This is a genomic window from Pseudomonas sp. 7-41, from assembly GCF_021233075.1.
Classification (GTDB): domain Bacteria; phylum Pseudomonadota; class Gammaproteobacteria; order Pseudomonadales; family Pseudomonadaceae; genus Aquipseudomonas; species Aquipseudomonas veronii.
Map to the genome: position 1 here is coordinate 421,271 of NZ_CP089551.1, position 22,428 is coordinate 443,698.

The window sequence follows — 22,428 nt, forward strand, 5'->3', positions numbered from 1 at the left end:
GCGCTCCGACGAAACACCTTGAGAACCCCTCTCAACCCCGTAAAATGCTGCAGCCGTTGCGACCCGACATGTTCAGGGATGAAGTCAGTTACGCGCGTGTTCTTGCCTTTGCGCAGGCCAGCCTGCTCCCCTCCCTGAAACTGCCGCCCTTGGCCCGACGCCTTCGACCTCGAAGGGGTGGGTATCGCCTCGTGCCCGGTTTCTCGCTACACCGAGCGCTGCTGATTTCCTCACTTTAGGAGCAACATGTGAAAACACTGTCCCAAATCCTGCTGTCCGGCGTTGCCGTCGCAGCGCTGCTGACCGTGGCCGGTTGCGCCACGGAGAGCAACCGCGCGATGCCGGTGGAACAAGTCGCCAGCGCCCACGTCGCCTATTCCGGCGTGCGCGTGCCGATTGCCGTGGGCAAGTTCGATAACCGCTCCAGCTACATGCGCGGCATCTTCTCCGACGGCGTCGACCGTCTCGGCGGCCAGGCCAAGACCATCCTGATCACCCACCTGCAGCAGACCAACCGCTTCAGCGTGCTGGACCGCGACAACATGGGCGAAATTTCCCAGGAAGCCGCGATCAAAGGCACCGTGCAGAAGCTCAAAGGCGCTGATTACGTGGTGACCGGCGATGTGACCGAGTTCGGCCGCAAAGAAACCGGCGACCGCCAGTTGTTCGGCATCCTCGGCCGTGGCAAGACGCAAGTGGCCTACGCCAAAGTCGCGTTGAATATCGTCAACATCAGCACTTCCGAAGTGGTGTATTCCACCCAGGGTGCCGGTGAGTACGCGCTGTCCAACCGTGAAGTGATCGGCTTCGGCGGCACCGCCAGCTACGACTCCACCCTCAATGGCAAGGTGCTCGACCTGGCCATGCGTGAAGCGATCAACCGCCTGGTCGACGGCATCAACGCCGGCGCCTGGAACCCGCGCAACTGATTGGCAACCTCTCAAGGAGTAGTACACGGATGAGCAAGGCAGTGAAGTTGGCGCTGATGCTGACAGCAATCGCGACGGTCGCCGGGTGCCAGACGGCGCCTCAACCCCTGTATCAATGGGAAAGCTACCAGCCGCAGGTTTACGAGTACTTCAAGGGCGAGCCCAAGGAAGCGCAGGTCGAGGCCCTGGAGCGCGATCTGCAGAAGATCAACGCCAGTGGCCGCAAAGCACCGCCGGGTTACCACGCCCACCTGGGCATGCTGTACCTGAGCATGGGCAAGGATGACCAGATGGTGCAGGAGTTCCGCACCGAGAAGGCGCTGTTCCCCGAATCCGCTGCGTACATGGACTTTCTGCTGAAAAACGCCAAGACTGGAGTCGCCACCAAATGAGCCTATTGAAACTCACCGGCGCCTTGCTGGCCCTGGCCTTGCTCGGCGGTTGCGCGGCACCGAAGACGATTGATTACACGGCATACAAACAGGCGCGGCCGAAGTCGATCCTGGTGCTGCCGCCGATCAATGAATCGCCGGAAGTGCAGGCGTCCTACAGCATGGTTTCGCAGGTGACCTACCCGTTGGCCGAAGCCGGCTACTACGTGTTGCCGATTGCCCTGGTGGACGAAACCTTCCGCCAGAACGGCCTGACCACCGCCAACGATATCCAGGGCGTGCCGCCGGCCAAGCTGCATGACATCTTCGGTGCGGATGCAGCGCTGTACATCACCATCAGCGAGTACGGCACCCAGTACATGCTGATCTCCAGCAACACCGCGGTGACCGCCTCGGCCAAACTGGTGGACCTGCGCACCGGCACCACCCTGTGGACCGGCTCGGCGCGCGCGTCCAGTGAGGAAGGCAACAATAACAACGGCGGCGGCCTGGTGGGCATGTTGATCACAGCGGCGGTCAAGCAGGTGATCAACAGCTCCACCGACGCAGCGCATCCGATCGCGGGCATCACCAGTGCGCGCCTGCTCTCGGCAGGGCAGCGTACCGGGCTGCTGTACGGTCCGCGCAACCCGAAATACGGTACGGACTGATCTCAGCGAAGGTCAAAGGTGGGAGGTGTTATCTAAACCAGGATTCAGGCGGGGCAGCGCGCCGGGCTGAGTTAACCGTCTCGATTCTGGCACCACCGAAGATCAAAGGTGGGAGGGAGCTTGCTCCCGATGGCGGTGGGTCAGTCGCCCGATGCAGTGGCTGACAGTTGGCAATCGGGGGCAAGCCCCCTCCCACACTGATCGAGGTGTTATCTAAACCAGGATTCAGGCGGGGCAGCGCGCCGGGCTGAGTTAACTGTCTCGATTCTGGCATCACCGAAGGTCAAAGGTGGGAGGGGGCTTGCTCCCGATGGCGGTGGGTCAGTCGCCCGATGCAGTGGCTGACGCTTGGTCATCGGGGGCAAGCCCCCTCCCACACTGATTGAGGTGTTATCTACACCAGGATTCAGGCGGGGCAGCGCGCCGGGCTGAGTTAACCGTCTCGATTCTGGCACCACCGAAGATCAAATGTGGGGGGCAAGCCCCCTCCCACACTGATCGAGGTGTTATCTAAACCAGGATTCAGGCGGGGCAGCGCGCCGGGCTGAGTTAATCGTCTCGATTCTGGCACCACCGAAGATCAAAGGTGGGAGGGAGCTTGCTCCCGATGGCGGTGGGTCAGTCGCCCGATGCAGTGGCTGACGCTTGGTCATCGGGGGCAAGCCCCCTCCCACACTGACCGAGGTGTTATCTAAACCAGGATTCAGGCGGGGCAGCGCGCCGGACTGAGTTAACCGTCTCGATTCTGGCACCACCGAAGATCAAATGTGGGGGGCAAGCCCCCTCCCACACTGATCGAGGTGTTATCTAAACCAGGATTCAGGCGGGGCAGCGCGCCGGGCTGAGTTAACCGTCTCGATTCTGGCACCACCGAAGATCAAATGTGGGAGGGAGCTTGCTCTCGATGGCGGTGGGTCAGTCGCCGGATGCAGTGGCTGACGCTTGGTCATCGGGGGCAAGCCCCCTCCCACACTGATCGAGGTGTTATCTACACCAGGATTCAGGCGGGGCAGTGCACCGGGCTGAGTTAACCGTCTCGATTCTGGCACCACCAAAGATCAAAGGTGGGAGGGAGCTTGCTCCCGATGGCGGTGGGTCAGTCGCCCGATGCAGTGGCTGACAGTTGGCAATCGGGGGCAAGCCCCCTCCCACACTGACCGAGGCGATATCTAATCCAGGGTTTAACCCGAACACCCCGCACCCTGCGTCTGACCTTGTGAACGGATCATTCATTCACGAGGTTCAGTCCATGTCCCATCCTCTGCTTTTCCTGCGTCCTGCTGCCCAGGGCTTTGCGGTTACCTTGCTGGTGGCGCTGGCCGGTTGTGGGCTGTCTTCGTCCCCAGATTTAGCCAAACCGGCTGAGCCCGTCGCCGAGCTGCACAGCGCGCCGGTCCAGGGCGCGTTGGTCAAGCGCCAGGCGATGCCTGCACCGATGCGGATGCAGGAGTCGGCAACCCTGGATTACCAAAGCGAACCCCGCGAGCAGTACGCCAACCTACCGGACAACCCGGTGCATCGGGTCGCCGAAACGCCGGTCTCGACCTTCAGCATCGACGTCGACACCGGCAGCTACGCCAACGTGAGACGTTTCCTCAACCAAGGCCGTCTACCACCCGAGGGTGCTGTGCGACTGGAGGAAATGCTCAACTACTTCCCCTATCACTACGCCTTGCCCACCGACGGTTCGCCGTTTGGCGTGACCACCGAACTGGCGGCCACCCCGTGGAACCCGCGCACCCAACTGCTGCGCATCGGCATCAAGGCCTCCGACCGCGCCGTAGCGCAGCTGGCGCCGGCCAACCTGGTGTTTCTGGTTGATGTGTCCGGCTCCATGGACCGCCGCGAAGGCTTGCCGCTGGTGAAAAGCACCCTGAAATTGCTGGTGGATCAATTGCGCGAGCAAGACCGCGTGTCGCTGGTGGTCTACGCCGGCGAGTCGCGCGTGGTGCTCCCTCCCACCTCCGGGCGCGACAAAGTGAAGCTGCGCAACGCCATCGACCAACTCAGCGCGGGCGGCGCCACCGCCGGTGCTTCAGGCATCGAACTGGCCTACCAGATGGCCCGCGAAGGCTTTATCGAGCAGGGCATCAACCGCATCCTGCTGGCCACCGATGGCGACTTCAATGTCGGCGTCAGCGATTTCGACAGCCTCAAGCAAATGGCCGTGGAACAACGCAAAAGCGGTGTGTCGCTGACCACCCTCGGCTTCGGTGTGGATAACTACAACGAACACCTGATGGAGCAGCTGGCCGACGCGGGCGACGGCAACTACGCCTACATCGACACCCTGCGCGAAGCGCGCAAGGTGTTGGTGGACCAACTCAGCTCGACCCTGGCGGTGGTGGCGCGGGATGTGAAGGTGCAGGTGGAATTCAACCCGGCCCAGGTCAGCGAATACCGCTTGCTGGGTTATGAAAACCGCGTGTTGAAGCGTGAGGACTTCAACAACGACAAGGTCGACGCGGGAGAGATCGGCGCCGGGCACACGCTGACCGCGCTGTACGAAATTGTACCGAAGGGCCAGCAGGGCTGGCTGGAGCCACTGCGCTATGCCGCCGCGCCTGCGGTGTCGGGCGCTTCCGATGAGTTGGCCATGTTGCGCGTGCGCTACAAGCCCGCGGCCGGTGGCGCGAGCCGCTTGATCGAGCGGCCGGTGAGCAACGCCGCGGCCAAGGCCAGCGACGACCTGCGCTTCTGCGCCGCCGTGGCCGCCTTCGCCCAGCAACTCAAGGGCGATGGCCGCTACACTGGCAGCATGAGTTTGCAGGACACCGCCGCACTCGCCCGCTCTGCCCGGGGCGATGACCCGTTCGGCTTGCGCAATGAATTCGTGCAACTGGTGGAAGTGGCGCAAAGCCTCAAACCTTGATCGTGAACACAGCGACCAGAAAGGAGTTCGCCACCAACATGCCCGCTCCAGATGATTCACCCAGCGACGAATCGCTGCTGGCCCGCTACCGAAGCGGTGACGGCGCCGCGTTCGAGGCCTTATACGCGCGGCACCGCCAAGGTCTCTACCGCTTCCTGGTGTCCCTGAGCAACAAGGCCGAACTGGCCGAGGAAATTTATCAGGAGACCTGGCTCAGCCTGATCCGCAGCGCCACCCAGCCACAAGGCCGGGCGAGTTTTCGTACCTGGCTGTTCCAGATCGCCCGCAACCGCCTGATCGACTATTGGCGCAAGCACGGCATCCACAACCCGTTGCACGACAGTTACGATGAACAACTGCACGCCCAGCCCGACACCAGCGCCGGCCCCGAGCAGCATCTGAGCCTGAGCCGCGACCAGGCGCGTTTCGACGCCGCGTTGCAAGACTTGCCCGAAGACCAGCGCGAAGTCTTCCTGCTGCGCCTGCATGGCGACCTCGACGTGCCGCAGATCGCCGCCCTCACCGGCGCCCCGCTGGAAACCGTGAAAAGCCGCCTGCGTTACGCCCAGCAGAAACTGCGCCGCCTGCTGGCCGAGGAGATACCCGCATGACCGACTCCCGATACACCCCCGACCCCGACGACCTGCTCATCCAGCACGTGCGTCAACACAGCCGCGGCGAGCCACCGGCGTCCCTCGACGCCTTCATCCTCGCCACCGCCCGCCGCGAAACCCCAGCGCCGCAACCCAGCCGCTGGCAACGCTGGCTGCACGCCTGCCAACGCCCACGCTGGCAGATGGCATTCGCCACCGTCGCAGGGTTAGCGCTGATGATCGGCGTGGTCATGCGCTCGCCCGTGCCTCAACCCGACATCTCCCCGGCGACGTTCTCCGCGCCCCACCCAGAAAGCGCCCGCCCGGCCCCCGCGCCGATGGCCCGGATGGCCGTCGCGCCCAGAGCCGAAAGCGCGCCGGTCCAAGCCGAAATTGCCGGTGCGTTGTCGGATCAATCGCCGGCCAGGCTCAGCAAGCGCGCACCGGTTGCACTGCCTTCATTGGAAGAGGGCTTGCAGGAAATCGTCAACCTGCGGGCGGCCGGGGAAAGCCAAGCGGCGGATGAGAAGCTGCTGGCGTTGCACGCGCGCTTTCCCCAGGAGGACTTGCCGGCGCGCCTGGAGGTGTTGCGCAAGCGCTGAACGCGGGGCGGGCGGTGAGACGCAACGTCTCGCCGTCTCATTGCCACCAGGTGTGGTCTGACATGGCGCGTCTCATTCGAACGCGATCGCGGCCGCCCCTGGGGTTCCAGCGGACCGCTCTAAGCAAGGCCTGTTCAGGTGCTTTTGCGGATCTGGCACCGGCCTTGCTCTGGCACTGGTAACCAGCCCGACTGGTGACCCAATAATAAAAACAGGTGCCCGATGTCCTGCCCAACTCCCTTTCCCGGTTCTGCCCGTGGCGGCGTCATGAGTCGCATGCCGCAACAGCTCAATCGACTGGTTCTGGACCTTGTGCTACCGCGCTGACGCCCCTCCTGGCGGACTCTTGCGGGGCGCCAGGGCCAATCGTTCCAAGGAGATTTCGCTATGACCCTTTCGATCAATCCGCAACGCAGCATGCGCGCCGCTGTCTGGCACGGCCGTCACGATATCCGCGTCGAAGACGTCCCGCTGCCCATTTCGCCGCCGGCCGGTTGGGTGCAGATCCGCGTGCAGTGGTGCGGAATCTGCGGGTCCGATTTGCATGAGTACGTGGCCGGGCCGGTGTTCATACCGGTCGACGCCCCGCACCCGCTGACCGGGATAAAGGGGCAGTGCATCCTCGGGCATGAGTTTTGTGGCGAGATCGTCGAACTCGGCGCCGGCGTACAGGGCTTCAGCGTCGGCGAGCCGGTGGCGGCCGATGCGTGCCAGCATTGCGGCACGTGCTACTACTGCACCCACGGGATGTACAACATCTGCGAAAACCTGGCCTTCACCGGGCTGATGAACAATGGTGCCTTCGCCGAACTGGTCAACGTGCCCGCCAACCTGCTGTACAAATTGCCGGCGAATTTTCCCGCTGAAGCCGGGGCACTGATCGAGCCGCTGGCGGTGGGCATGCACGCAGTGAAAAAAGCCGGAAGCCTGCTCGGGCAAAACGTGGTGGTGGTCGGTGCCGGCACCATCGGCCTGTGTACCATCATGTGCGCCAAGGCGGCCGGTGCGGCGCAGGTGATCGCGCTGGAAATGTCCGGCGCCCGCAAGACCAAGGCCCGGGAAGTGGGCGCGACCCATGTGCTCGATCCCAATGAGTGCGACGCCCTGGCCGAAGTCCGCCGCCTCACGGGCGGGCTCGGCGCGGATGTCAGCTTCGAATGCATCGGTAACAAACACACGGCCAAACTCGCAATCGACCTGATCCGCAAGGCCGGCAAGTGCGTCCTGGTGGGGATCTTCGAGGAACCCAGCGAGTTCAACTTTTTCGAGTTGGTGGCGACGGAAAAACAGGTAATGGGCGCGCTGGCCTATAACGGCGAGTTCGCTGACGTGATCGCGTTTATCGCCGATGGACGGCTGGACATTACGCCGCTGGTGACGGGGCGCATTCAGTTGGAACAGATCGTGGGGCAGGGCTTTGAGGAGTTGGTCAAGAATAAGGAGCACAACGTGAAAATCATCGTGTCGCCCGCTCGGGTCTGAAGCGAGCGATGAGCAGCACGTCACCCTTGCCACTTCGTTGTGAGTGGCAAGGGTGGCGTGCGGCTGATGGAGTCTATCGACGGCCTCTCATGCCGTATTGCCGGAATTTGCCGACGAGTAGCGAGTCGCCACCGATCACCCGTCCGGCCTGGGCTTGTGGGTAAGCGCTGCATCAGCACATCTGCCAGACAGGCGTGCCGACATCAGCACGCGTTTGGTCAAGTCATCTATCGAGGCGTGATATGCCCCAAGCATGAATTTCGCTCGGCGCCTTTTTCACACCGCGAATCGGTTAACCAACTGATTCAGGTTGACCGCCAGTTTTGACATCTCACCGCTTGCACTGGCCGTCTGGCTGGCACCCGCAGCACTCTGAATTGCCAGCTCGCGAATACTGACCAGATTACGATCAACCTCACGCGCAACATGCGACTGCTCTTCAGACGCCGTGGCGATCATGAGGTTACGTTCATTGATCTGAACAATGGCGGTGGCTATTTGATCCAGCGAGGTACTGGCCTCTTGGGCGACACCAAGTGATTCGGTCGCCAGGTCTCTGCTCGTATTCATCGCCTTCACGGCGAGATCAGAATCGTTCTGGATGGCAGCGATCATCTGCTCGATTTCTTGTGTCGACACCTGAGTGCGATGGGCCAACGCCCTTACTTCGTCAGCAACTACCGCAAACCCACGGCCTTGCTCGCCTGCGCGTGCTGCCTCGATAGCCGCGTTCAAAGCCAGCAGGTTGGTTTGTTCTGCAATGGCCCGAATCACCTCGACAACTTTAGTGATGCTCTGAGCACGATCTGACAACCCCTGAATTTGTTCACTCGTGTTCTCAACGTTCCCGTTCAGCTTTTGAATGGACTTCAATGTCTGAGCCACTCGCTCCAAACCTATTTCGGTATAGCCCTGGGTACGCTTTGACTCTTCGGAAGCCGACTCCGCGTTACGAGCGACCTCATCAACAGCTGCGCTCATTTCTGTGACCGCTGTGGCAGCCTGATTGACCTCGTCATTTTGGGCGACAAGACTCCGACTCGACTCCTCAGTGACCGCTGTCATCTCTTCTGACGCAGAGGCCAGTTGGGTGGACGAATCGGATATCTGCATAATTGTAGTTCGCAGATTTGTCTGCATCTGCGCGAGGGCTTTCAACAGTCGTCCGGCTTCATCAGTCCCGCTGACCAATACCTCTTTGGAGAGATCGCTGGCCGCGATGCGCTCCGCGACAGACAGGGCATCTTTAATCGGAGAGGTAATACTTTTCGTCAACAGCAATGCCAAACCAACTGTCAGGACGACAACGGCAGCAATAAGGCCGACAACCAACCACAACCCATTGTTATAAAGATCGGTTGCGTTTTGCCCAGCCTGCGCCGCGCCGTCGTTGTTAAAGTTGGTCAAGTCTTTGATCTGCATTTCCATCGTGTTCGTCAGAGGGCGGATGCCGGTCTGCACCAGGCTGACCGCCGCCGCTACGTCACCCTGCCTCATCAACGGTTCAAGACTATCCATTAGTTTGGAGTAGGCATCGGCGCTGTTTTTTACCGGTGTATAAAACGAACGCTCCTTATCACTCGCTATCAGAGGCTCATAATTCGCCACCGCATCGTTGAACGCCTTACGGTAGCTGGCGAAGCTATCAATCGTCTTTTGTATCGACTGAGGGTCAGCAAGGCCACGCTGTGTTTCGAGCCTCAAGCGAAGGGCTGTACTGTTCATCAGCCCCGTTTGTCGGATGCTAGCCATCCAATTGAGTTCGACGTCTTTTTCGGAGTCCCTCAGCTTGCCCATTTGCACGACTGCGAATGCGCCGAGCACAAAAACCAACGCAATAATCAACGCGAAAAACAGGGCAGCGCGTGGCGCTACGTTGAGATTTCTAAGGTGCATACAAGATTCCTGTTTTCCAACGGTTGTTGATATGTTCAACAGGATATCGACTCAAAGTCGGAAACTTTAAGGATGTCGTCGAAAGGCGATGTGGTTGGCGAACGCCTGGCCGGTGGAGCTTGCCTTGGTTCAATCTGCGGGGGGAGCCAGCTCCCGAAGCCGTCATGCACAAGGACTTTCATGCGAGTTGCGCGGTAACCGAATGGGCATTACAGGTTGCGTAACGGTAACCCGTTATGCGGCAACAACCCGGGGATCTTGCTGGCGCGCTGGTTAGTACATCCTTGAGATAACCAGATGGATCATGCCCATTGAGCTTGGCCGACTGGCTCAGCCTCATCAGCGGAGCCGCGCGTTGGCTGCCGAGATCCAGCCAAGACCGTTGTCCGTTAGGTTTCACGCTGAAGTAGAGGCCGTTCCCGTCCTGCTCGCTATAGGTAGCGTGGTCAGGTTCCAGGCCGGCGAGCGTGGTGTTTGCTAAGGGGCGGTTTTCTGTATGCCTCCAGTTATAGGAATCTCAAGGCAAGCACTGCGGGAAGTTATCGGGTTGGAGAGAGACGGATAGCCAGAAACAAGTAGCCGGCGGGATTCGAACCCACGCCCCCTGCCTTCGGAGTCCTAAAAGTCGACGTTTAGAATCAATACGTTAGCGGGGATTAGCTGGGGAATCAATGGGTTGTGTTAGCTGGGGTTAGTGGATTTTCGCCCCAGTTAGCGGGGCTAGTGTGGCAAATTTGTGGCATTCCGATCAGTAGCTAAGCCTCTCCACACACCTAATCGACTGAGCTCACCCAAAGTAGTCAGTAATGAAGGGCAGTAAGCGGCCAAAAGCAGACCGTTCAGCAATGGCCTAACAGGTCTACGTTGAGGCTTGGAGGTTTCTTCGAAATCCGTAGCGCTTCAAAGGACCGCAATCGACTCTGAACGGATACTCATCAGTCTCCAGCTCCTGGTCTAAGACTGCTTACTCCGCTATTGCAGCGGAATATACACATATGTATTCGAACACCGAATTCTACACCTGCCACCTCGGTTCCTTCCTGAACGCACTTGGTATCGTACCGAACGCCCGCCTGACGGCCCTAAAGAATACCTCCGGGTTTTCAAAACTCATTATGTCAAGCGCTCGTCCCGTAAACAGAAAGTGTTTTCCGCGCACTGCCTTTTCGAAGATATGTGTACCGCGCTATACCCAGCCGCTTATCAAGCCGATGTCAAAGTCGTATTCTGGAGGCAATTGGCCACGCAGAGCTGGCCCGCCTAGGTGTAAGGGACTGATGAACAACCTAAACTTCCAAAACGAAAGCCCGGCGGATGTCGACGCGTTCAAAGGTGAAAGCCATAATCGTGTGGCTCAAGCAATGCACGATTACATCAAGAGCAAGGGCAATCACAGAGTCATTGGCCTTGACGGCGAGTTCGGCTCCGGGAAGAGCTCAATCTTACAGATGCTTGAAAAAAAGATCGCGAAGGAGGGGGAAAAGACAAAGCTATGGGTATTTGACTGTGAGCAAAACTACCAGGGCTCGATCAAAAGCAACTTCATTGAGGTGCTTACCGAAAAGGTCACTACGCTCCTCAAAGAGCTGAGTCGCGATAAAGAAATTTCCGATGTAGAAAAAAATCGCGACATCGCGCTTGGTCGACACTACAGCTACACGAAGGACACCCGCAGCCATATAAGTATCTGGGCAGTGCTACTGATCGTTAGCGGTGTTCTCGCTCCGACATTCATTCGTGATTATTTGATTCGACTTCACAGCGAAACTCCGCTCGCCACATCGCTCCACAGCCTTTACCTACTCGCATGCACGGCGCCTGGCTTTATCCTGCTTTTCGCATACCTAGCCAGCCGGAAAGAGAAAGACCCAAAGAAACGATGGAATCTGACAAGCCTGCTCAAAGGCAACTCCGACGACCGCATCACTGAAACTGTTGAGGTGAGCAAGGAGGTCAGCCCTCTCGATTTGAAACGAGCATTAGGGTGCCACCTGCATGCGGTTAAGGATCATCACATTATCATCGTGATCGATAACCTGGACAGGCTACCACGGGACGTTCTGCGCTCTGTGTGGAGCGATCTTGAAATTTTTACCTCCGTTACCGGTCAAGAAAATCTCAGTGTCATCGTTCCCTTCTGCTCAATGAAAGTCTCCAAGTATCTAAATGGTGACAGTGAGCAGTCGTATGACTCCAAGGACTTCATCGCTAAGAAATTCCCGGTAGTGTTCCGGACTCCGCCGATCATCACCTCCGGCTGGAAAGATGCATTCAGAAAGCTGTGGAGTGAGAGCTTTGGGACATCTGATCTAGCAGAAGCCGATGCTTGCAGCGTGATTCTGCAGCGCCATAGTCCAATGGCTGGAGGGCTTGTGACCCCTCGCCTTCAGAAGAGATTCATCAATGACATCGCCACCACGCTGCTGGTCACCGCGGACAAGCCAAGCGTGGTATGTATCGCGGCGTACCTAGCAATTTGCAAATACAACGGTGTGGCTATTGAGACCATGCTGAAAGATCCGGATACCCCAAAGGTCGAGCAGGCAGTAGCGAGTGCAACGGAGGCTGAAGATGCGGCCGCTGAAGCAGTGGCACTCAATATTGACAAGACCAAGCGCACGTTGAAGGCACTACTCGGCGAAGACATGAAAACTGGCTGGCCCATCCAGATCCTACAGATTCACTTTCAGACATCTTCGGACATCGCCATCGCGGAACTGATCGATCAGCCGCTGGAGGATGCTATCGACTCCCAAGACGGCAAAAAGCTCGCCACGCTTATCCCATACTTCGGATTCAAGGACTCCTTCATGCGTCGTCTAGAGGGCGCGATTTCCGCATCAAGTCTTCTCAAAACGCTCTATCAGGCATCCAGGATCGAGGGGTGCAAAGTCGACGACCTATTGCCTCACGTAAGCGCCAAATTTATTACTGGCGATCAGTTGAAAACGGAAAAGGTCGACGCCGGATACTTTGAGTCGATCAAAGGCTTGATCGCACTCGGCTTGCACAAAGGCATTTTCACGAATGCACTGTCAGCCGCCAAGACTGCGTTCGAGGAAATGGCGGAGGAATCCTACGATCTGGACTCTGTTGAAGGTTACCGAGAGACCATATCGAGGTACGACAGCTACTTGGACTCAATGGGTGAAGCGTTCAACCCCTTGGTTATTGGCAGCGCGGAGCTGCTCTTCCAGATGATCATGCCCGACCCGGATCTCAAGAGAATTGATGCGGGTAACATCAGCCTCGACGACCGAGGCCTTAAGGATGCTGTGCTTCAATTGGCATCATCTGAACACGAAAATCTGGACAGAATTCCGCTCGATGAGGACGATTGGCTGCCCTGCTTCACTGCTTATTTTGGCGGGAAAAGGCTGGGCATCGCTCGTAGATCCTATTTCATAGACGAGGTGCAGGTCGCGGCAGTTACGACGGCAATCTCTTTGAATCCTGCGGAACACCGGGTGTGGTTTGCAGCAGCCTTCTTCGGAGAGTTTTCTAGCACGATTCCACAGTTGATCCTGCAGCATCTTCCTACTACGAAATCCAGCCGGATCAAGGTATCAATGGCAGTCATGTACATGAGGCTGAAAACGGGATTGCCACTAACCGAAATTCCAGGAATCGACGAAGCTTTCGAAGCCGAACAAGAGTACCTGTACACTTTGGTACGAGCAGCGACTACTTCCGAACAGCTTTTCAAACTGATTTTGGAGGATGAGGCGTCACACCTTATAGCGCCAATCCTCGCGAGACTGATCAAGGACTACGCTATATCTACAGTATCCTCCGATTATCTGTACGAGTTTTATTCAAGGTTCGCCGACACGCTGAGTGAATATGACCTGACGGATAACGAACTGCTGGAATGGTTTACGTCGTTCGAGCTGAAGGCAGAACGGTTACCAGCGCTACCTGACATAGATACACTGTTCTTGAACCATGTTCTTGGTGGAAACAACGCCAAGTTACTAGAGTTGCGTGCGGTGTTACTTGATAGGAGCTTTGGCGCCAATATTGATATTGCCGGCTGGACAAAGATCATCGAAGGTGTGGACACCAATGAGCGAACCGCCCTGAGGTATATGCTAGACAATAAGATCGATTTTTCAGGTGAGGCATTCGCCTACCAAGCAGTTTCAGCTTTCCTCACGACAACGATCAAACAGGCTCTATTCGTCAAGCCATCCGCTGCAATCATTTCCAACTCCAAGATACTGCTCGACCTCTTCGAAAAAGACACCCAGGCCATTATCGGTACGGTGCTTCGACCTTTTATTTATGACCAAAAGGTAGTTGTGGAAGCGTTACTTTTCATTCTTGGGGAGTACGGTGAGCTGTTACCAAGCATCACGCCCAGAACGCCTGAGGAAGAGGAACGCCTTCTTCAGATACTGCTACAGATGAACAGCGATCCTATAGGAACTGCATCCGCTGCGACTTTCCTAGACTCGAGAGCAGCGCAGTTCGCTGAATGGAAAATCTCGAAGGAGCACAAAGATACCTACTCCTCTCTGGTGACCAAACTGAAGGCTAGCCTCCCAACCATCTATGCCAATCTGTCCGAGCAACACGGGTACAGGACGCGCATGAAAGAGCTGGCAAAAGCTTTCTTTGGCAAGGAATAGACCGGCCATAACACAATTGATCGAGGCCCTAGGCGTAACCGTTCACGAAGTGGCGAGCTGGTGGGTAGTTGCACAGACTTGCTCGCCCGTTTGCATTCGACCTGACCAGCCCTTTGGGCCGGATTCAACCGGCACGATTCTTGATCATGACCGGCAGAAGACGACCCAAAGCCGCCGGCCGCGCATTACGGAAATCGGCAAACGGGGGTTGGACGCTTTTCCTATGTGCAGATCAAATAGGAACTCTATTTCGGGCGTTGTGGTTGGCTCGCGGGAGATATTAATCTACGAAAATATTAGGAAGCTCACCCAGGCTCTTTAGAGGCGAGGGGGCGATTAAACACCTCGTCAAAAGCTCTTTCTGCTTGTTCGCGCATCATCCTTGAACTACCAATCATCTTGTGGACTACAACCTTCCAGCGATAATTGCTGTATGGGAATTCATTGATGTTAATTCCATTTTTGCCATCTAACTTCATACAGACGTCGTAGCGAACGCCTCTTTCTGGTAGATTTTTACGGTAGTGATCATTGAATAAGTGGCTCTTAAGGCGATTTTTGACTGTGTAGCCGTGACCCCGATATATTGCCTTTAATCCATCGATAATAAAGCTGCAATTGTTTTGCTCGATTTGATAGTCAGACATGATTACGTATAGACCTCTTCCAGAGTACGCAGCCTCTGCATCGAGCAAATCACTCATTGACTGTATAACAACTAATTTGCTGGTTTTTTTGTAGTCGTAAGATGAAAAAAAATCTACGAAGTGCTTTTGCATGCTTGTTTTTAGCTCGAATTCGAGCGTAACTAGATTTTTTATCTTGTACATGCAGACCTCAGGCACTCATGGTCATTTTTTAAATCTTGCCAAAGGGCAAAAAATAAATGTTTAGATTTGATTTTAGGGATTTTTAGATAGGAGGGCGCCAACTTTCTAGCGATTAATTGGTGCCGGGCGGGGTTCACAAGATTTCGTACAGGTCTTAACACTCCTCCGCCTCGCTAAGCTCATTTGGTGCTATAAACCCCAGATCCAAAGTGGTTTTCGGGTCAAAGGTCGTTTCAATACCTATATTTTCACTAGTGATTTTCACTATGGAAATAGTTGGCACCAAAATAAGATGCTCATAGTGACTGCTGCCAATGTAAGTCTCATCAGCCGCGGAAAAGCTTACATCCACCATTATGCGACACTCTACGTCTAACTCAATCACCCAAACCGTTTGGCTTGAGTCATCCCGTATTGTCCCAAACGTTTTGTCCTCTCCGTGCCTAATTGAGATAATTTCTATGCTTGAGCAGCGCGAATTATAAAAGTAACTCGTTCTAGCGCTAAATAACAGCGCGTCTTTAAGTCCTTTGAGCACATTATATCTAACAGCTGATTGAAGCTCTCCATTTTCATTGAATTGTTGAAATCTCAAAAAACGCTGGCTTACGATTTCCTTGACATCGACTTCCACCGAATTTATCAAGGCGAGCGCAGTAGTGAGATCTGGAACGCAGTAGAGCCTCTTGCTTTCGGACTGGCTACAAAAAGTCACCCAGTCTTTATCTTCGGAAACTACTAAGATCCCATTATTTTCGGCATAGGCCTCTAGACTTAGAAGCGCTACTGCATCAGGGAATTCATGTTTTTTCTCGTTACTCTTATGGAATGGAGGTTTACCAGTAAAATAGAGTTCAAAGAGCTTCCTGGTAGAAACCTCCTCGTAATAAATAATTTCAGCATCGGTTTTCAGAAAAAAATCATTGATCTCGTTGAAAACCACATGCTGTGGATCAGGCCTTGCATCCAGTTCCTCACGAACATCATCAACTAAATCATCACTCAAATGATGGCTCACAAGCGCAAGCGCATCATTGACTCGTTTGTATCTTGATTGATGCATTTCCAACATATGCCTTTCAGCTTCATCACGCACCAACTCGGTAACAATCAGTTTTATATTTGAGTTTTTTAGCTGACTCAACTGGCCTATTAAGCCTCCTCTGAATGTTCTGCTATTTCGGTCAAAAGCCTGCGTATCGAAAGTGATCGCGGTAATTTCACCAGAAATAAGCTTTTGACGTAAATTTTTGAAATGTGCAGGATCTATGCTCATAGCGTCTTTCATCGTTGGCGTTAGCTTTTTGGTCTATTTGTTTTTTCGCAGAATTGACTGTAACGTGAATTATCTACGTTAAATCCGATGTTCGCATTAAATAGGGATTTGTTCATGAACGAAAGGCACGGCGTTAGCGCCTTTGTGCTTCTGAGCAATCTCAGAGATATAGCGATCAATAAGTTGATGAAAGGCGGTGCGCTCAGCCTCAACCCGAGAAACAAAAATACTCCGGTCGATTTCGCTTTCGATCATGCGTGCCCAGGCCTGGGCATCGGATTTGGTTTCGAAGGTTTTGCGCTGGGCTGGATAGCCCTTACGGCGGATTTGCGCTTCCCACTGATACTCGCCGCGATTCCTGATTGTTGCCATTTCGACCATTCCCGCCACTTTTGAGTGTGGCAAATTTGTGGCAAAAACGACTTTCAGGACTAGGACAGGTTTCTGTCAGGAGCGCTATCCCCTTGTAATACAAGGGAAAGAAGATGGTGCACCCGGCGGGATTCGAACCCACGACCCCTGCCTTCGGAGGGCAGTACTCTATCCAGCTGAGCTACGGATGCTTGTGCGGGCGACATCATACCCATGTCGACCTTGGGCGTCCATGCTGGTTTTTGGCCGCTGGCGGGTGGGAATTGTCTGTGTTGGGGCCTTGCGTCGGGCGCTGTGGCTCGGTGGTGGGGTGCGGGGCTTGAGGTCGTTGATCTGATAAATCCGGCAAATAAGCGGTTTTCGTTCTTTTTTTCGAACATCCTATTGCCCTGTACCCCCTTTGATCCTAGGATTCGTTTGAGATTTCAAACGCTCTGTCTCCCGTGCGCTCTCCACTTGCTTGCACGCAGGGGCTGATTTCCCTGACGGCAGCCCCGAAAGGCGCCTTTCAACAACTCTAATTCGCTCCGCGCGCGCGCGGTGCTGTTAAGGAAAGCCGACATGCAGCTTAAAGATGCCCAGTTGTTCCGCCAGCAAGCCTTTATCGATGGGGCTTGGGTCGATGCGGACAACGGTCAGACCATCAAGGTCAACAACCCCGCCACGGGCGAGATTCTTGGCACCGTGCCGAAGATGGGCGCCGCTGAAACCCGTCGCGCCATCGAAGCGGCGGACAAAGCGCTGCCGGCCTGGCGTGCGCTGACCGCCAAGGAGCGCGCCAACAAGCTGCGCCGCTGGTTCGAGCTGATCATCGAGAACCAGGAAGACCTGGCGCGCCTGATGACCCTGGAACAGGGCAAGCCGCTGGCCGAAGCCAAGGGCGAAATTGTCTACGCCGCCTCCTTTATCGAGTGGTTCGCCGAAGAAGCCAAGCGCATCTACGGTGATGTGATTCCCGGCCACCAGCCGGACAAGCGTCTGATCGTGATCAAGCAACCGATCGGCGTGACCGCTGCGATCACGCCGTGGAACTTCCCCGCCGCGATGATCACGCGTAAAGCCGGCCCGGCCCTGGCCGCCGGTTGCACCATGGTGCTCAAGCCTGCCTCGCAAACGCCGTTCTCGGCGTTCGCCCTGGCTGAACTGGCGCAGCGTGCCGGCATTCCGAAAGGCGTGTTCAGCGTGGTCTCCGGCAGCGCCGGCGATATCGGCAGCGAGCTGACCAGCAACCCGATCGTGCGTAAATTGTCCTTCACCGGCTCGACCGAAATCGGTCGCCAGTTGATGGCCGAATGCGCCAAGGACATCAAGAAAGTGTCCCTGGAGCTGGGCGGCAACGCGCCGTTCATCGTGTTCGACGACGCTGACCTGGATAAGGCCGTCGAAGGCGCGATCATCTCCAAGTACCGCAACAACGGCCAGACCTGCGTCTGCGCCAACCGTCTGTACGTTCAAGACGCGGTGTACGACGCGTTCGCGGAAAAACTCAAAGTGGCGGTGGCCAAGCTCAAGATCGGCAACGGTCTGGAAGACGGCACCACCACTGGCCCGCTGATCGACGGCAAAGCCGTGGCCAAGGTCCAGGAACACATTGCGGACGCGCTGGCCAAAGGCGCCACGCTGCTGGCGGGCGGCAAGGTCATGGAAGGTAACTTCTTCGAGCCGACCATCCTGACCAACGTGCCGAAAGATGCCGCTGTGGCGAAGGAAGAAACCTTCGGCCCACTGGCGCCGCTGTTCCGTTTCAAGGACGAAGCCGAAGTGATCGCGATGTCCAACGACACCGAGTTCGGCCTCGCGTCCTACTTCTATGCGCGTGACCTGAGCCGTGTGTTCCGTGTGGCCGAAGCCCTGGAATACGGCATGGTCGGCGTCAACACCGGGTTGATCTCCAACGAAGTGGCGCCGTTCGGCGGTATCAAGGCTTCGGGCCTGGGCCGTGAAGGCTCCAAGTACGGGATCGAGGATTACCTGGAAATCAAATACCTCTGCCTGGGCATCTAAGCCCGGCAAGGCATTGCTGCAAACGCAAAGGGCACGAGAGCGCTGACCCTTTGCGTGTTTTACACCGTTATTCGTAGTGGCCGGGAACGCTGTGTCAGTCGATCATCGCATGCTGCCGTAGTTGCCCCCCGCCACGTATTCCTTGAACAACGCCACCCGATGAGTGGCGAATGAGGACTTTATGAGCAAGACCAACGCTTCCCTGATGAAACGCCGTGAAGCCGCTGTACCGCGCGGTGTTGGCCAGATTCACCCGATCTTCGCCGAGTCCGCGAAGAACGCCACCGTGACCGACGTTGAAGGTCGCGAGTTCATCGACTTCGCCGGCGGTATCGCCGTGCTGAACACCGGCCACGTACACCCGAAAATCATCGCGGCCGTGACCGAGCAACTGAACAAGCTGACCCACACCTGCTTCCAGGTACTGGCCTACGAGCCTTACGTGGAACTGTGCGAAAAAATCAACGCCAAGGTCCCAGGTGATTTCGCCAAGAAAACCCTGCTGGTCACCACCGGTTCCGAAGCGGTTGAGAACGCCGTGAAAATCGCCCGCGCTGCCACTGGCCGTGCCGGCATCATCGCGTTCACCGGCGCGTACCACGGTCGCACCATGATGACCCTGGGCCTCACCGGTAAAGTCGTGCCTTACTCGGCCGGCATGGGCCTGATGCCAGGCGGCATCTTCCGCGCGCTGTACCCGAACGAACTGCATGGCGTGAGCGTCGACGACTCCATCGCCAGCATCGAACGCATCTTCAAGAACGATGCCGAGCCGCGTGATATCGCTGCCATCATCATCGAGCCGGTGCAGGGCGAAGGCGGTTTCTACGTCGCGCCTAAACCTTTCATGAAGCGCCTGCGCGAACTGTGCGACAAGCACGGCATCCTGCTGATCGCCGACGAAGTGCAAACCGGTGCCGGCCGTACCGGTACGTTCTTCGCCATGGAACAGATGGGTGTGACTGCCGACCTGACCACCTTCGCCAAATCCATCGCCGGCGGTTTCCCGTTGGCCGGTGTGTGCGGCAAGGCCGAATACATGGACGCCATCGCGCCAGGCGGCCTCGGCGGCACCTACGCCGGTAGCCCGATCGCTTGCGCCGCGGCCCTGGCCGTGCTGGAAGTGTTCGAAGAAGAGCACCTGCTGGATCGCTGCAAAGCCGTCGGCGAGCGTCTGGTTTCCGGCCTCAAGGCCATCCAGGCCAAGTACCCGGTGATCGGCGACGTGCGTGCCCTGGGCGCGATGATCGCGATCGAGCTGTTCGAAGGTGGCGACACCCACAAGCCAAACGCTGCTGCCGTTGCCGCTGTAGTGGCCAAGGCGCGTGAGAAAGGCTTGATCCTGCTGTCCTGCGGCCCTTACGGCAACGTGTTGCGCATCCTGGTGCCGCTGACCGCGCCGGACGAGCAACTGGACAAAGGCTTGGCAATCATCGAAGAGTGCTTCTCCGAGCTGTAAGCCCGGGCTGAACCGATCGATAGAAAAAACCCGCTTCGGCGGGTTTTTTTTTACCTGATGCAGCACATTCAGTGGTTGTTCATTGTACGTAGGCCGCCGCATTGTCTAAGGTGCAGGCATTGCAGATGGAGCGTGCAGGATGAGTGCTGTGGATTTACCCGCTGTACCCCGGGTGTTGATTGCTGAGGCAGACCCTTGGTCGCGGGACCTGCTCAAGCAGGTGTTGTTGAATGTGCGTTGCGACGCACGGCTGGATATGTGTGGCGATGGCCGGCAAGCGGCTACGCTGCTGCGCGACAAAGCCTACGACCTGATCGTGGCGGATTGGGAACTGCCGGGCATCGATGGCCTGAGTCTGTTGCGCAATGTGCGTCAGCAGCGTCGCTCGCCCGCGTTGCCGTTCATCCTCTTGAGCAGTCGCAATGACAGCGCCAGTGTGCGTGAGGCCTTGCCCTTGGCGCCCACGGCGTATCTGACCAAACCGCTGAACATGGACGGCCTGACCCAGCGCCTGCAAGACCTGCTGCTCAACGAAGGCGAAAGCGTGTACTGCGAAGTGCCGCGACTGGCGCCGGGCATGACCTTGCCGGTGTTCCTCGAGCGCCGCCGCGACGCCTGCGATGGCGCGCCGCTGTGGGTCGATGTGAAGGCCGCCGTGCAAGACAGCCTCGGGCCGGAGGGCCTGGACCTCAAGTGCCTGGAAGACCGCGTGTGTATGGACCCGCAGATCACCGCCGTGCTGATCGCCGCCGCCAACAGCGCCGGCCATCACGGCACGCCGGTGCAGACCCTGTCGGCGGCGTTGCACAAGCTGCAGGCCGGGCAAAGCATGAACCTGATACTCGGCCTGGCGCTCAAGCACAACGTGGTATTGGGTGATCCGGGCCTGGTGGCGTATGCCGAGCGTCACTGGCAGTTGTCCCAGGACACCGCCGACTACGCCCGCCGCCTGGCGCGCATGCTGGAGCTGGACCACGAGCGCTGCTACAGCGCGGGCATCCTGCATCGGCTCGGCGACCTGGCGTTGTTGCGCTGCCTGGAAGACTGGCGCCAGGGTGGCGGGGCGCTGGATGACGAAGCGATTGGCGAGTCGCTGCACGCTTTGGGTGCCGCCTACGGTTCGGCGTTGCGCACGCGTTGGCGCTTGCCGCTGGAACTGCGCCAGTTGATCGCGGCGATCTACTCCCTGGAAGGCGGGGTGTATTCGCGGGAGGCGCTGGTGATGAACCTGGCGGCGCAGATGGCGCGGTTGACCGAGCATGAAGGGCTGGAAGCGCTGGCCAGGAGCAAGACCGCGCGCTTGCTGAAAATGGGGCTGTCGGAGCTGATGAGGTTGCGCAAGGCCTAAAGGGCTATGAAGTTCAGATGTGGGCGGGGCAAGTCCCCTCCCACATTTGCTTTGTGTTGATCCTCTAACCAGCAACTACGCGGTTTTTGCCCAGGCGCTTGGCCTCGTACATGGCGCCATCCGCGCGGGCGAACAGGCTGTTCAGGGTCGAGTCTTGCTCGTTGAGGCTGGCCAGGCCCTGACTGACCGTCACGGTGAACGCGTGGCCTTCATAGCTGAAGCTCAACGCCTGGATTTCCTTGCCAAGCCGCTCAGCGACCTGCAGCGCCATCTCCGGCGCGCAACCGGGCAACACGGCGGCGAACTCTTCGCCGCCAATGCGCCCGAACAGGTCGCCACGGCGCAGTACGCCACGACCGCTCTCGGCAATGCGCCGCAACACCTGATCGCCCTCCAAGTGGCCGTAGGTGTCGTTGACGTCCTTGAAGTCATCGATGTCCAGCAGCAGGAATGCCAGCGGCGCAGCCTGGGCGCGGGCGCTGTCGAAGGCCTGGTTGGCGCATTCGAAAAAGTGTCGGCGGTTGCTGCTCTGGGTCAGCACGTCGGTGGTGGCCAGGCGGTGCAGCTCCAGCTCCAACTGTTTCTTGTCGGTGATGTCCTCGGCCATGCCGACCACGATCAACGGTTCGCCCGGTTCGGCCTGCTGGTTGATGTAGCACTTGTCGCTGAGCCAGCGAATCTGCCCGCCGGCCGTGATGATGCGGTACTCGCGGTCTTCCACGGCGCCTTGTTCGAGTACGCGGGCCAGGCTGTGTTCGGCGTAGTCGAGGTCTTCGGGGTGAATGCTGTTGCGCCATTCCCGGTGGTCGGCCAGCAGCATGCCGGCGGAACGGCCAAACACCCGCTCATACGCCGGGCTCACATACAGCACGCGTCGCGACGCCCAGTCGATGGCCCATAGCACCGCATTCACGCTGACCAGCAGGGAACTGAGTAATTGCTCACGCTCACTCAGCCGCTCGACCTCGCCCTGGGCGTGCATCAACGCCAGCAAGGTTGCTGCGGCTGCGGGGCGTGGGGGTTCAGCGGTGGGGGGATCGGGCAGGTGCGTTTTTTCTTGGACCATCGGCACAACTCTCTCTGGGCGCGCCG

The 22,428-nt window shown here is 57.6% G+C and carries 16 protein-coding genes, 1 tRNA gene and 2 pseudogenes; 11 read left to right on the forward strand and 8 right to left on the reverse strand.

All coding sequences use genetic code 11. From position 1 onward, the window contains the following. Positions 1 to 248: 248 nt before the first annotated feature. The 7 genes from LQ249_RS01840 (at position 249) to LQ249_RS01870 (ending at position 7,520) form a co-directional block, all read left to right on the forward strand. Entirely contained in the window at positions 249 to 929 is a 681-nt protein-coding gene (locus LQ249_RS01840; RefSeq protein WP_017848624.1) for a CsgG/HfaB family protein, read from the forward strand. Between the two features lie 29 nt (positions 930 to 958). Beyond that, the gene (locus tag LQ249_RS01845; protein ID WP_017848623.1) at positions 959 to 1,321 is read left to right on the forward strand and encodes a DUF4810 domain-containing protein; all 363 of its coding nucleotides are present in this window, start codon (positions 959 to 961) and stop codon (positions 1,319 to 1,321) included. Continuing rightward, positions 1,318 to 1,971, forward strand: coding sequence for a DUF799 domain-containing protein (locus LQ249_RS01850; protein WP_017848622.1), 654 nt, complete (start codon positions 1,318 to 1,320; stop codon positions 1,969 to 1,971). Before LQ249_RS01845 ends, LQ249_RS01850 begins: the two co-directional genes overlap by 4 nt. 1,249 nt (positions 1,972 to 3,220) lie before the next feature. Continuing rightward, on the forward strand, positions 3,221 to 4,843 hold the full coding sequence (locus tag LQ249_RS01855) for a vWA domain-containing protein (protein WP_232566139.1): 1,623 nt from the start codon (positions 3,221 to 3,223) through the stop codon (positions 4,841 to 4,843). A 38-nt stretch (positions 4,844 to 4,881) separates the two neighbouring features. Continuing rightward, positions 4,882 to 5,454 (forward strand): RNA polymerase sigma factor, encoded by a 573-nt coding sequence (locus LQ249_RS01860; RefSeq protein WP_232566140.1) that lies wholly within the window; start codon positions 4,882 to 4,884, stop codon positions 5,452 to 5,454. Continuing rightward, entirely contained in the window at positions 5,451 to 6,038 is a 588-nt protein-coding gene (locus tag LQ249_RS01865) for a hypothetical protein (protein WP_232566141.1), read from the forward strand. The genes LQ249_RS01860 and LQ249_RS01865 overlap by 4 nt, the downstream gene beginning before the upstream one ends. Before the next feature lie 417 nt (positions 6,039 to 6,455). Beyond that, positions 6,456 to 7,520, forward strand: a complete 1,065-nt coding sequence (locus LQ249_RS01870; RefSeq protein ID WP_226926362.1) for a 2,3-butanediol dehydrogenase — start codon at positions 6,456 to 6,458, stop codon at positions 7,518 to 7,520. Between the two features lie 276 nt (positions 7,521 to 7,796). Here LQ249_RS01870 and LQ249_RS01875 read toward each other — a convergent pair whose 3' ends face one another. The 3 genes and pseudogenes from LQ249_RS01875 to LQ249_RS01885 form a co-directional block, all read right to left on the reverse strand. Then, positions 7,797 to 9,416, reverse strand: coding sequence for a methyl-accepting chemotaxis protein (locus tag LQ249_RS01875; RefSeq protein WP_232566142.1), 1,620 nt, complete (start codon positions 9,414 to 9,416; stop codon positions 7,797 to 7,799). Positions 9,417 to 9,594: 178 nt separating this feature from the next. Beyond that, positions 9,595 to 9,804, reverse strand: a pseudogene (locus tag LQ249_RS01880) (transposase domain-containing protein); the annotation flags it as partial. 630 nt (positions 9,805 to 10,434) lie between these two features. Further along, positions 10,435 to 10,524: pseudogene (locus tag LQ249_RS01885) on the reverse strand (AraC family transcriptional regulator); the annotation flags it as partial. A 169-nt stretch (positions 10,525 to 10,693) separates the two neighbouring features. Here LQ249_RS01885 and LQ249_RS01890 point away from each other — a divergent pair. Next, on the forward strand, positions 10,694 to 14,047 hold the full coding sequence (locus LQ249_RS01890) for a P-loop NTPase fold protein (RefSeq protein WP_232566143.1): 3,354 nt from the start codon (positions 10,694 to 10,696) through the stop codon (positions 14,045 to 14,047). A 305-nt stretch (positions 14,048 to 14,352) separates the two neighbouring features. Here LQ249_RS01890 and LQ249_RS01895 read toward each other — a convergent pair whose 3' ends face one another. The 4 genes from LQ249_RS01895 to LQ249_RS01910 form a co-directional block, all read right to left on the reverse strand. Continuing rightward, on the reverse strand, positions 14,353 to 14,877 hold the full coding sequence (locus tag LQ249_RS01895; protein WP_232566144.1) for a hypothetical protein: 525 nt from the start codon (positions 14,875 to 14,877) through the stop codon (positions 14,353 to 14,355). 154 nt (positions 14,878 to 15,031) lie between these two features. Beyond that, complete coding sequence (locus tag LQ249_RS01900) at positions 15,032 to 16,153, reverse strand: PIN domain-containing protein (protein WP_232566145.1); 1,122 nt, start codon at positions 16,151 to 16,153, stop codon at positions 15,032 to 15,034. A gap of 96 nt (positions 16,154 to 16,249) precedes the next feature. After that, on the reverse strand, positions 16,250 to 16,534 hold the full coding sequence (locus LQ249_RS01905; protein ID WP_232566146.1) for a hypothetical protein: 285 nt from the start codon (positions 16,532 to 16,534) through the stop codon (positions 16,250 to 16,252). Positions 16,535 to 16,639: 105 nt separating this feature from the next. After that, a tRNA-Arg gene (locus LQ249_RS01910) sits at positions 16,640 to 16,716 on the reverse strand. A 370-nt stretch (positions 16,717 to 17,086) separates the two neighbouring features. Here LQ249_RS01910 and gabD point away from each other — a divergent pair. The 3 genes from gabD to LQ249_RS01925 all read left to right on the forward strand — a co-directional run bounded on the left by gabD (position 17,087) and on the right by LQ249_RS01925 (position 21,336). Next, positions 17,087 to 18,529 (forward strand): NADP-dependent succinate-semialdehyde dehydrogenase, encoded by a 1,443-nt coding sequence (gabD, locus tag LQ249_RS01915; protein WP_017848616.1) that lies wholly within the window; start codon positions 17,087 to 17,089, stop codon positions 18,527 to 18,529. Positions 18,530 to 18,710: 181 nt separating this feature from the next. Next, positions 18,711 to 19,988, forward strand: coding sequence for a 4-aminobutyrate--2-oxoglutarate transaminase (gabT, locus tag LQ249_RS01920; RefSeq protein ID WP_017848615.1), 1,278 nt, complete (start codon positions 18,711 to 18,713; stop codon positions 19,986 to 19,988). Positions 19,989 to 20,127: 139 nt separating this feature from the next. Further along, positions 20,128 to 21,336, forward strand: a complete 1,209-nt coding sequence (locus LQ249_RS01925) for an HDOD domain-containing protein (protein ID WP_046385077.1) — start codon at positions 20,128 to 20,130, stop codon at positions 21,334 to 21,336. Positions 21,337 to 21,400: 64 nt separating this feature from the next. Here LQ249_RS01925 and LQ249_RS01930 read toward each other — a convergent pair whose 3' ends face one another. Next, positions 21,401 to 22,402: a sensor domain-containing diguanylate cyclase gene (locus LQ249_RS01930; protein WP_232566147.1), complete on the reverse strand. Its 1,002-nt coding sequence runs from the start codon at positions 22,400 to 22,402 to the stop codon at positions 21,401 to 21,403. Positions 22,403 to 22,428 lie beyond the last annotated feature (26 nt).

What these genes read in the sequence shown, in the direction of transcription:
- LQ249_RS01850 (WP_017848622.1), top strand. Translation starts at nt 1,318, where the DNA reads ATGAGCCTATTGAAACTCACCGGCGCCTTGCTGGCCCTGGCCTTGCTC.
- LQ249_RS01900 (WP_232566145.1), bottom strand. Translation starts at nt 16,153, where the DNA reads ATGAGCATAGATCCTGCACATTTCAAAAATTTACGTCAAAAGCTTATT.
- gabD (WP_017848616.1), top strand. Translation starts at nt 17,087, where the DNA reads ATGCAGCTTAAAGATGCCCAGTTGTTCCGCCAGCAAGCCTTTATCGAT.
- LQ249_RS01925 (WP_046385077.1), top strand. Translation starts at nt 20,128, where the DNA reads ATGAGTGCTGTGGATTTACCCGCTGTACCCCGGGTGTTGATTGCTGAG.
- LQ249_RS01865 (WP_232566141.1), top strand. Translation starts at nt 5,451, where the DNA reads ATGACCGACTCCCGATACACCCCCGACCCCGACGACCTGCTCATCCAG.
- LQ249_RS01855 (WP_232566139.1), top strand. Translation starts at nt 3,221, where the DNA reads ATGTCCCATCCTCTGCTTTTCCTGCGTCCTGCTGCCCAGGGCTTTGCG.
- LQ249_RS01905 (WP_232566146.1), bottom strand. Translation starts at nt 16,534, where the DNA reads ATGGTCGAAATGGCAACAATCAGGAATCGCGGCGAGTATCAGTGGGAA.
- LQ249_RS01870 (WP_226926362.1), top strand. Translation starts at nt 6,456, where the DNA reads ATGCGCGCCGCTGTCTGGCACGGCCGTCACGATATCCGCGTCGAAGAC.
- LQ249_RS01875 (WP_232566142.1), bottom strand. Translation starts at nt 9,416, where the DNA reads ATGCACCTTAGAAATCTCAACGTAGCGCCACGCGCTGCCCTGTTTTTC.
- LQ249_RS01930 (WP_232566147.1), bottom strand. Translation starts at nt 22,402, where the DNA reads ATGGTCCAAGAAAAAACGCACCTGCCCGATCCCCCCACCGCTGAACCC.
- gabT (WP_017848615.1), top strand. Translation starts at nt 18,711, where the DNA reads ATGAGCAAGACCAACGCTTCCCTGATGAAACGCCGTGAAGCCGCTGTA.
- LQ249_RS01860 (WP_232566140.1), top strand. Translation starts at nt 4,882, where the DNA reads ATGCCCGCTCCAGATGATTCACCCAGCGACGAATCGCTGCTGGCCCGC.
- LQ249_RS01895 (WP_232566144.1), bottom strand. Translation starts at nt 14,877, where the DNA reads ATGTACAAGATAAAAAATCTAGTTACGCTCGAATTCGAGCTAAAAACA.
- LQ249_RS01890 (WP_232566143.1), top strand. Translation starts at nt 10,694, where the DNA reads ATGAACAACCTAAACTTCCAAAACGAAAGCCCGGCGGATGTCGACGCG.
- LQ249_RS01845 (WP_017848623.1), top strand. Translation starts at nt 959, where the DNA reads ATGAGCAAGGCAGTGAAGTTGGCGCTGATGCTGACAGCAATCGCGACG.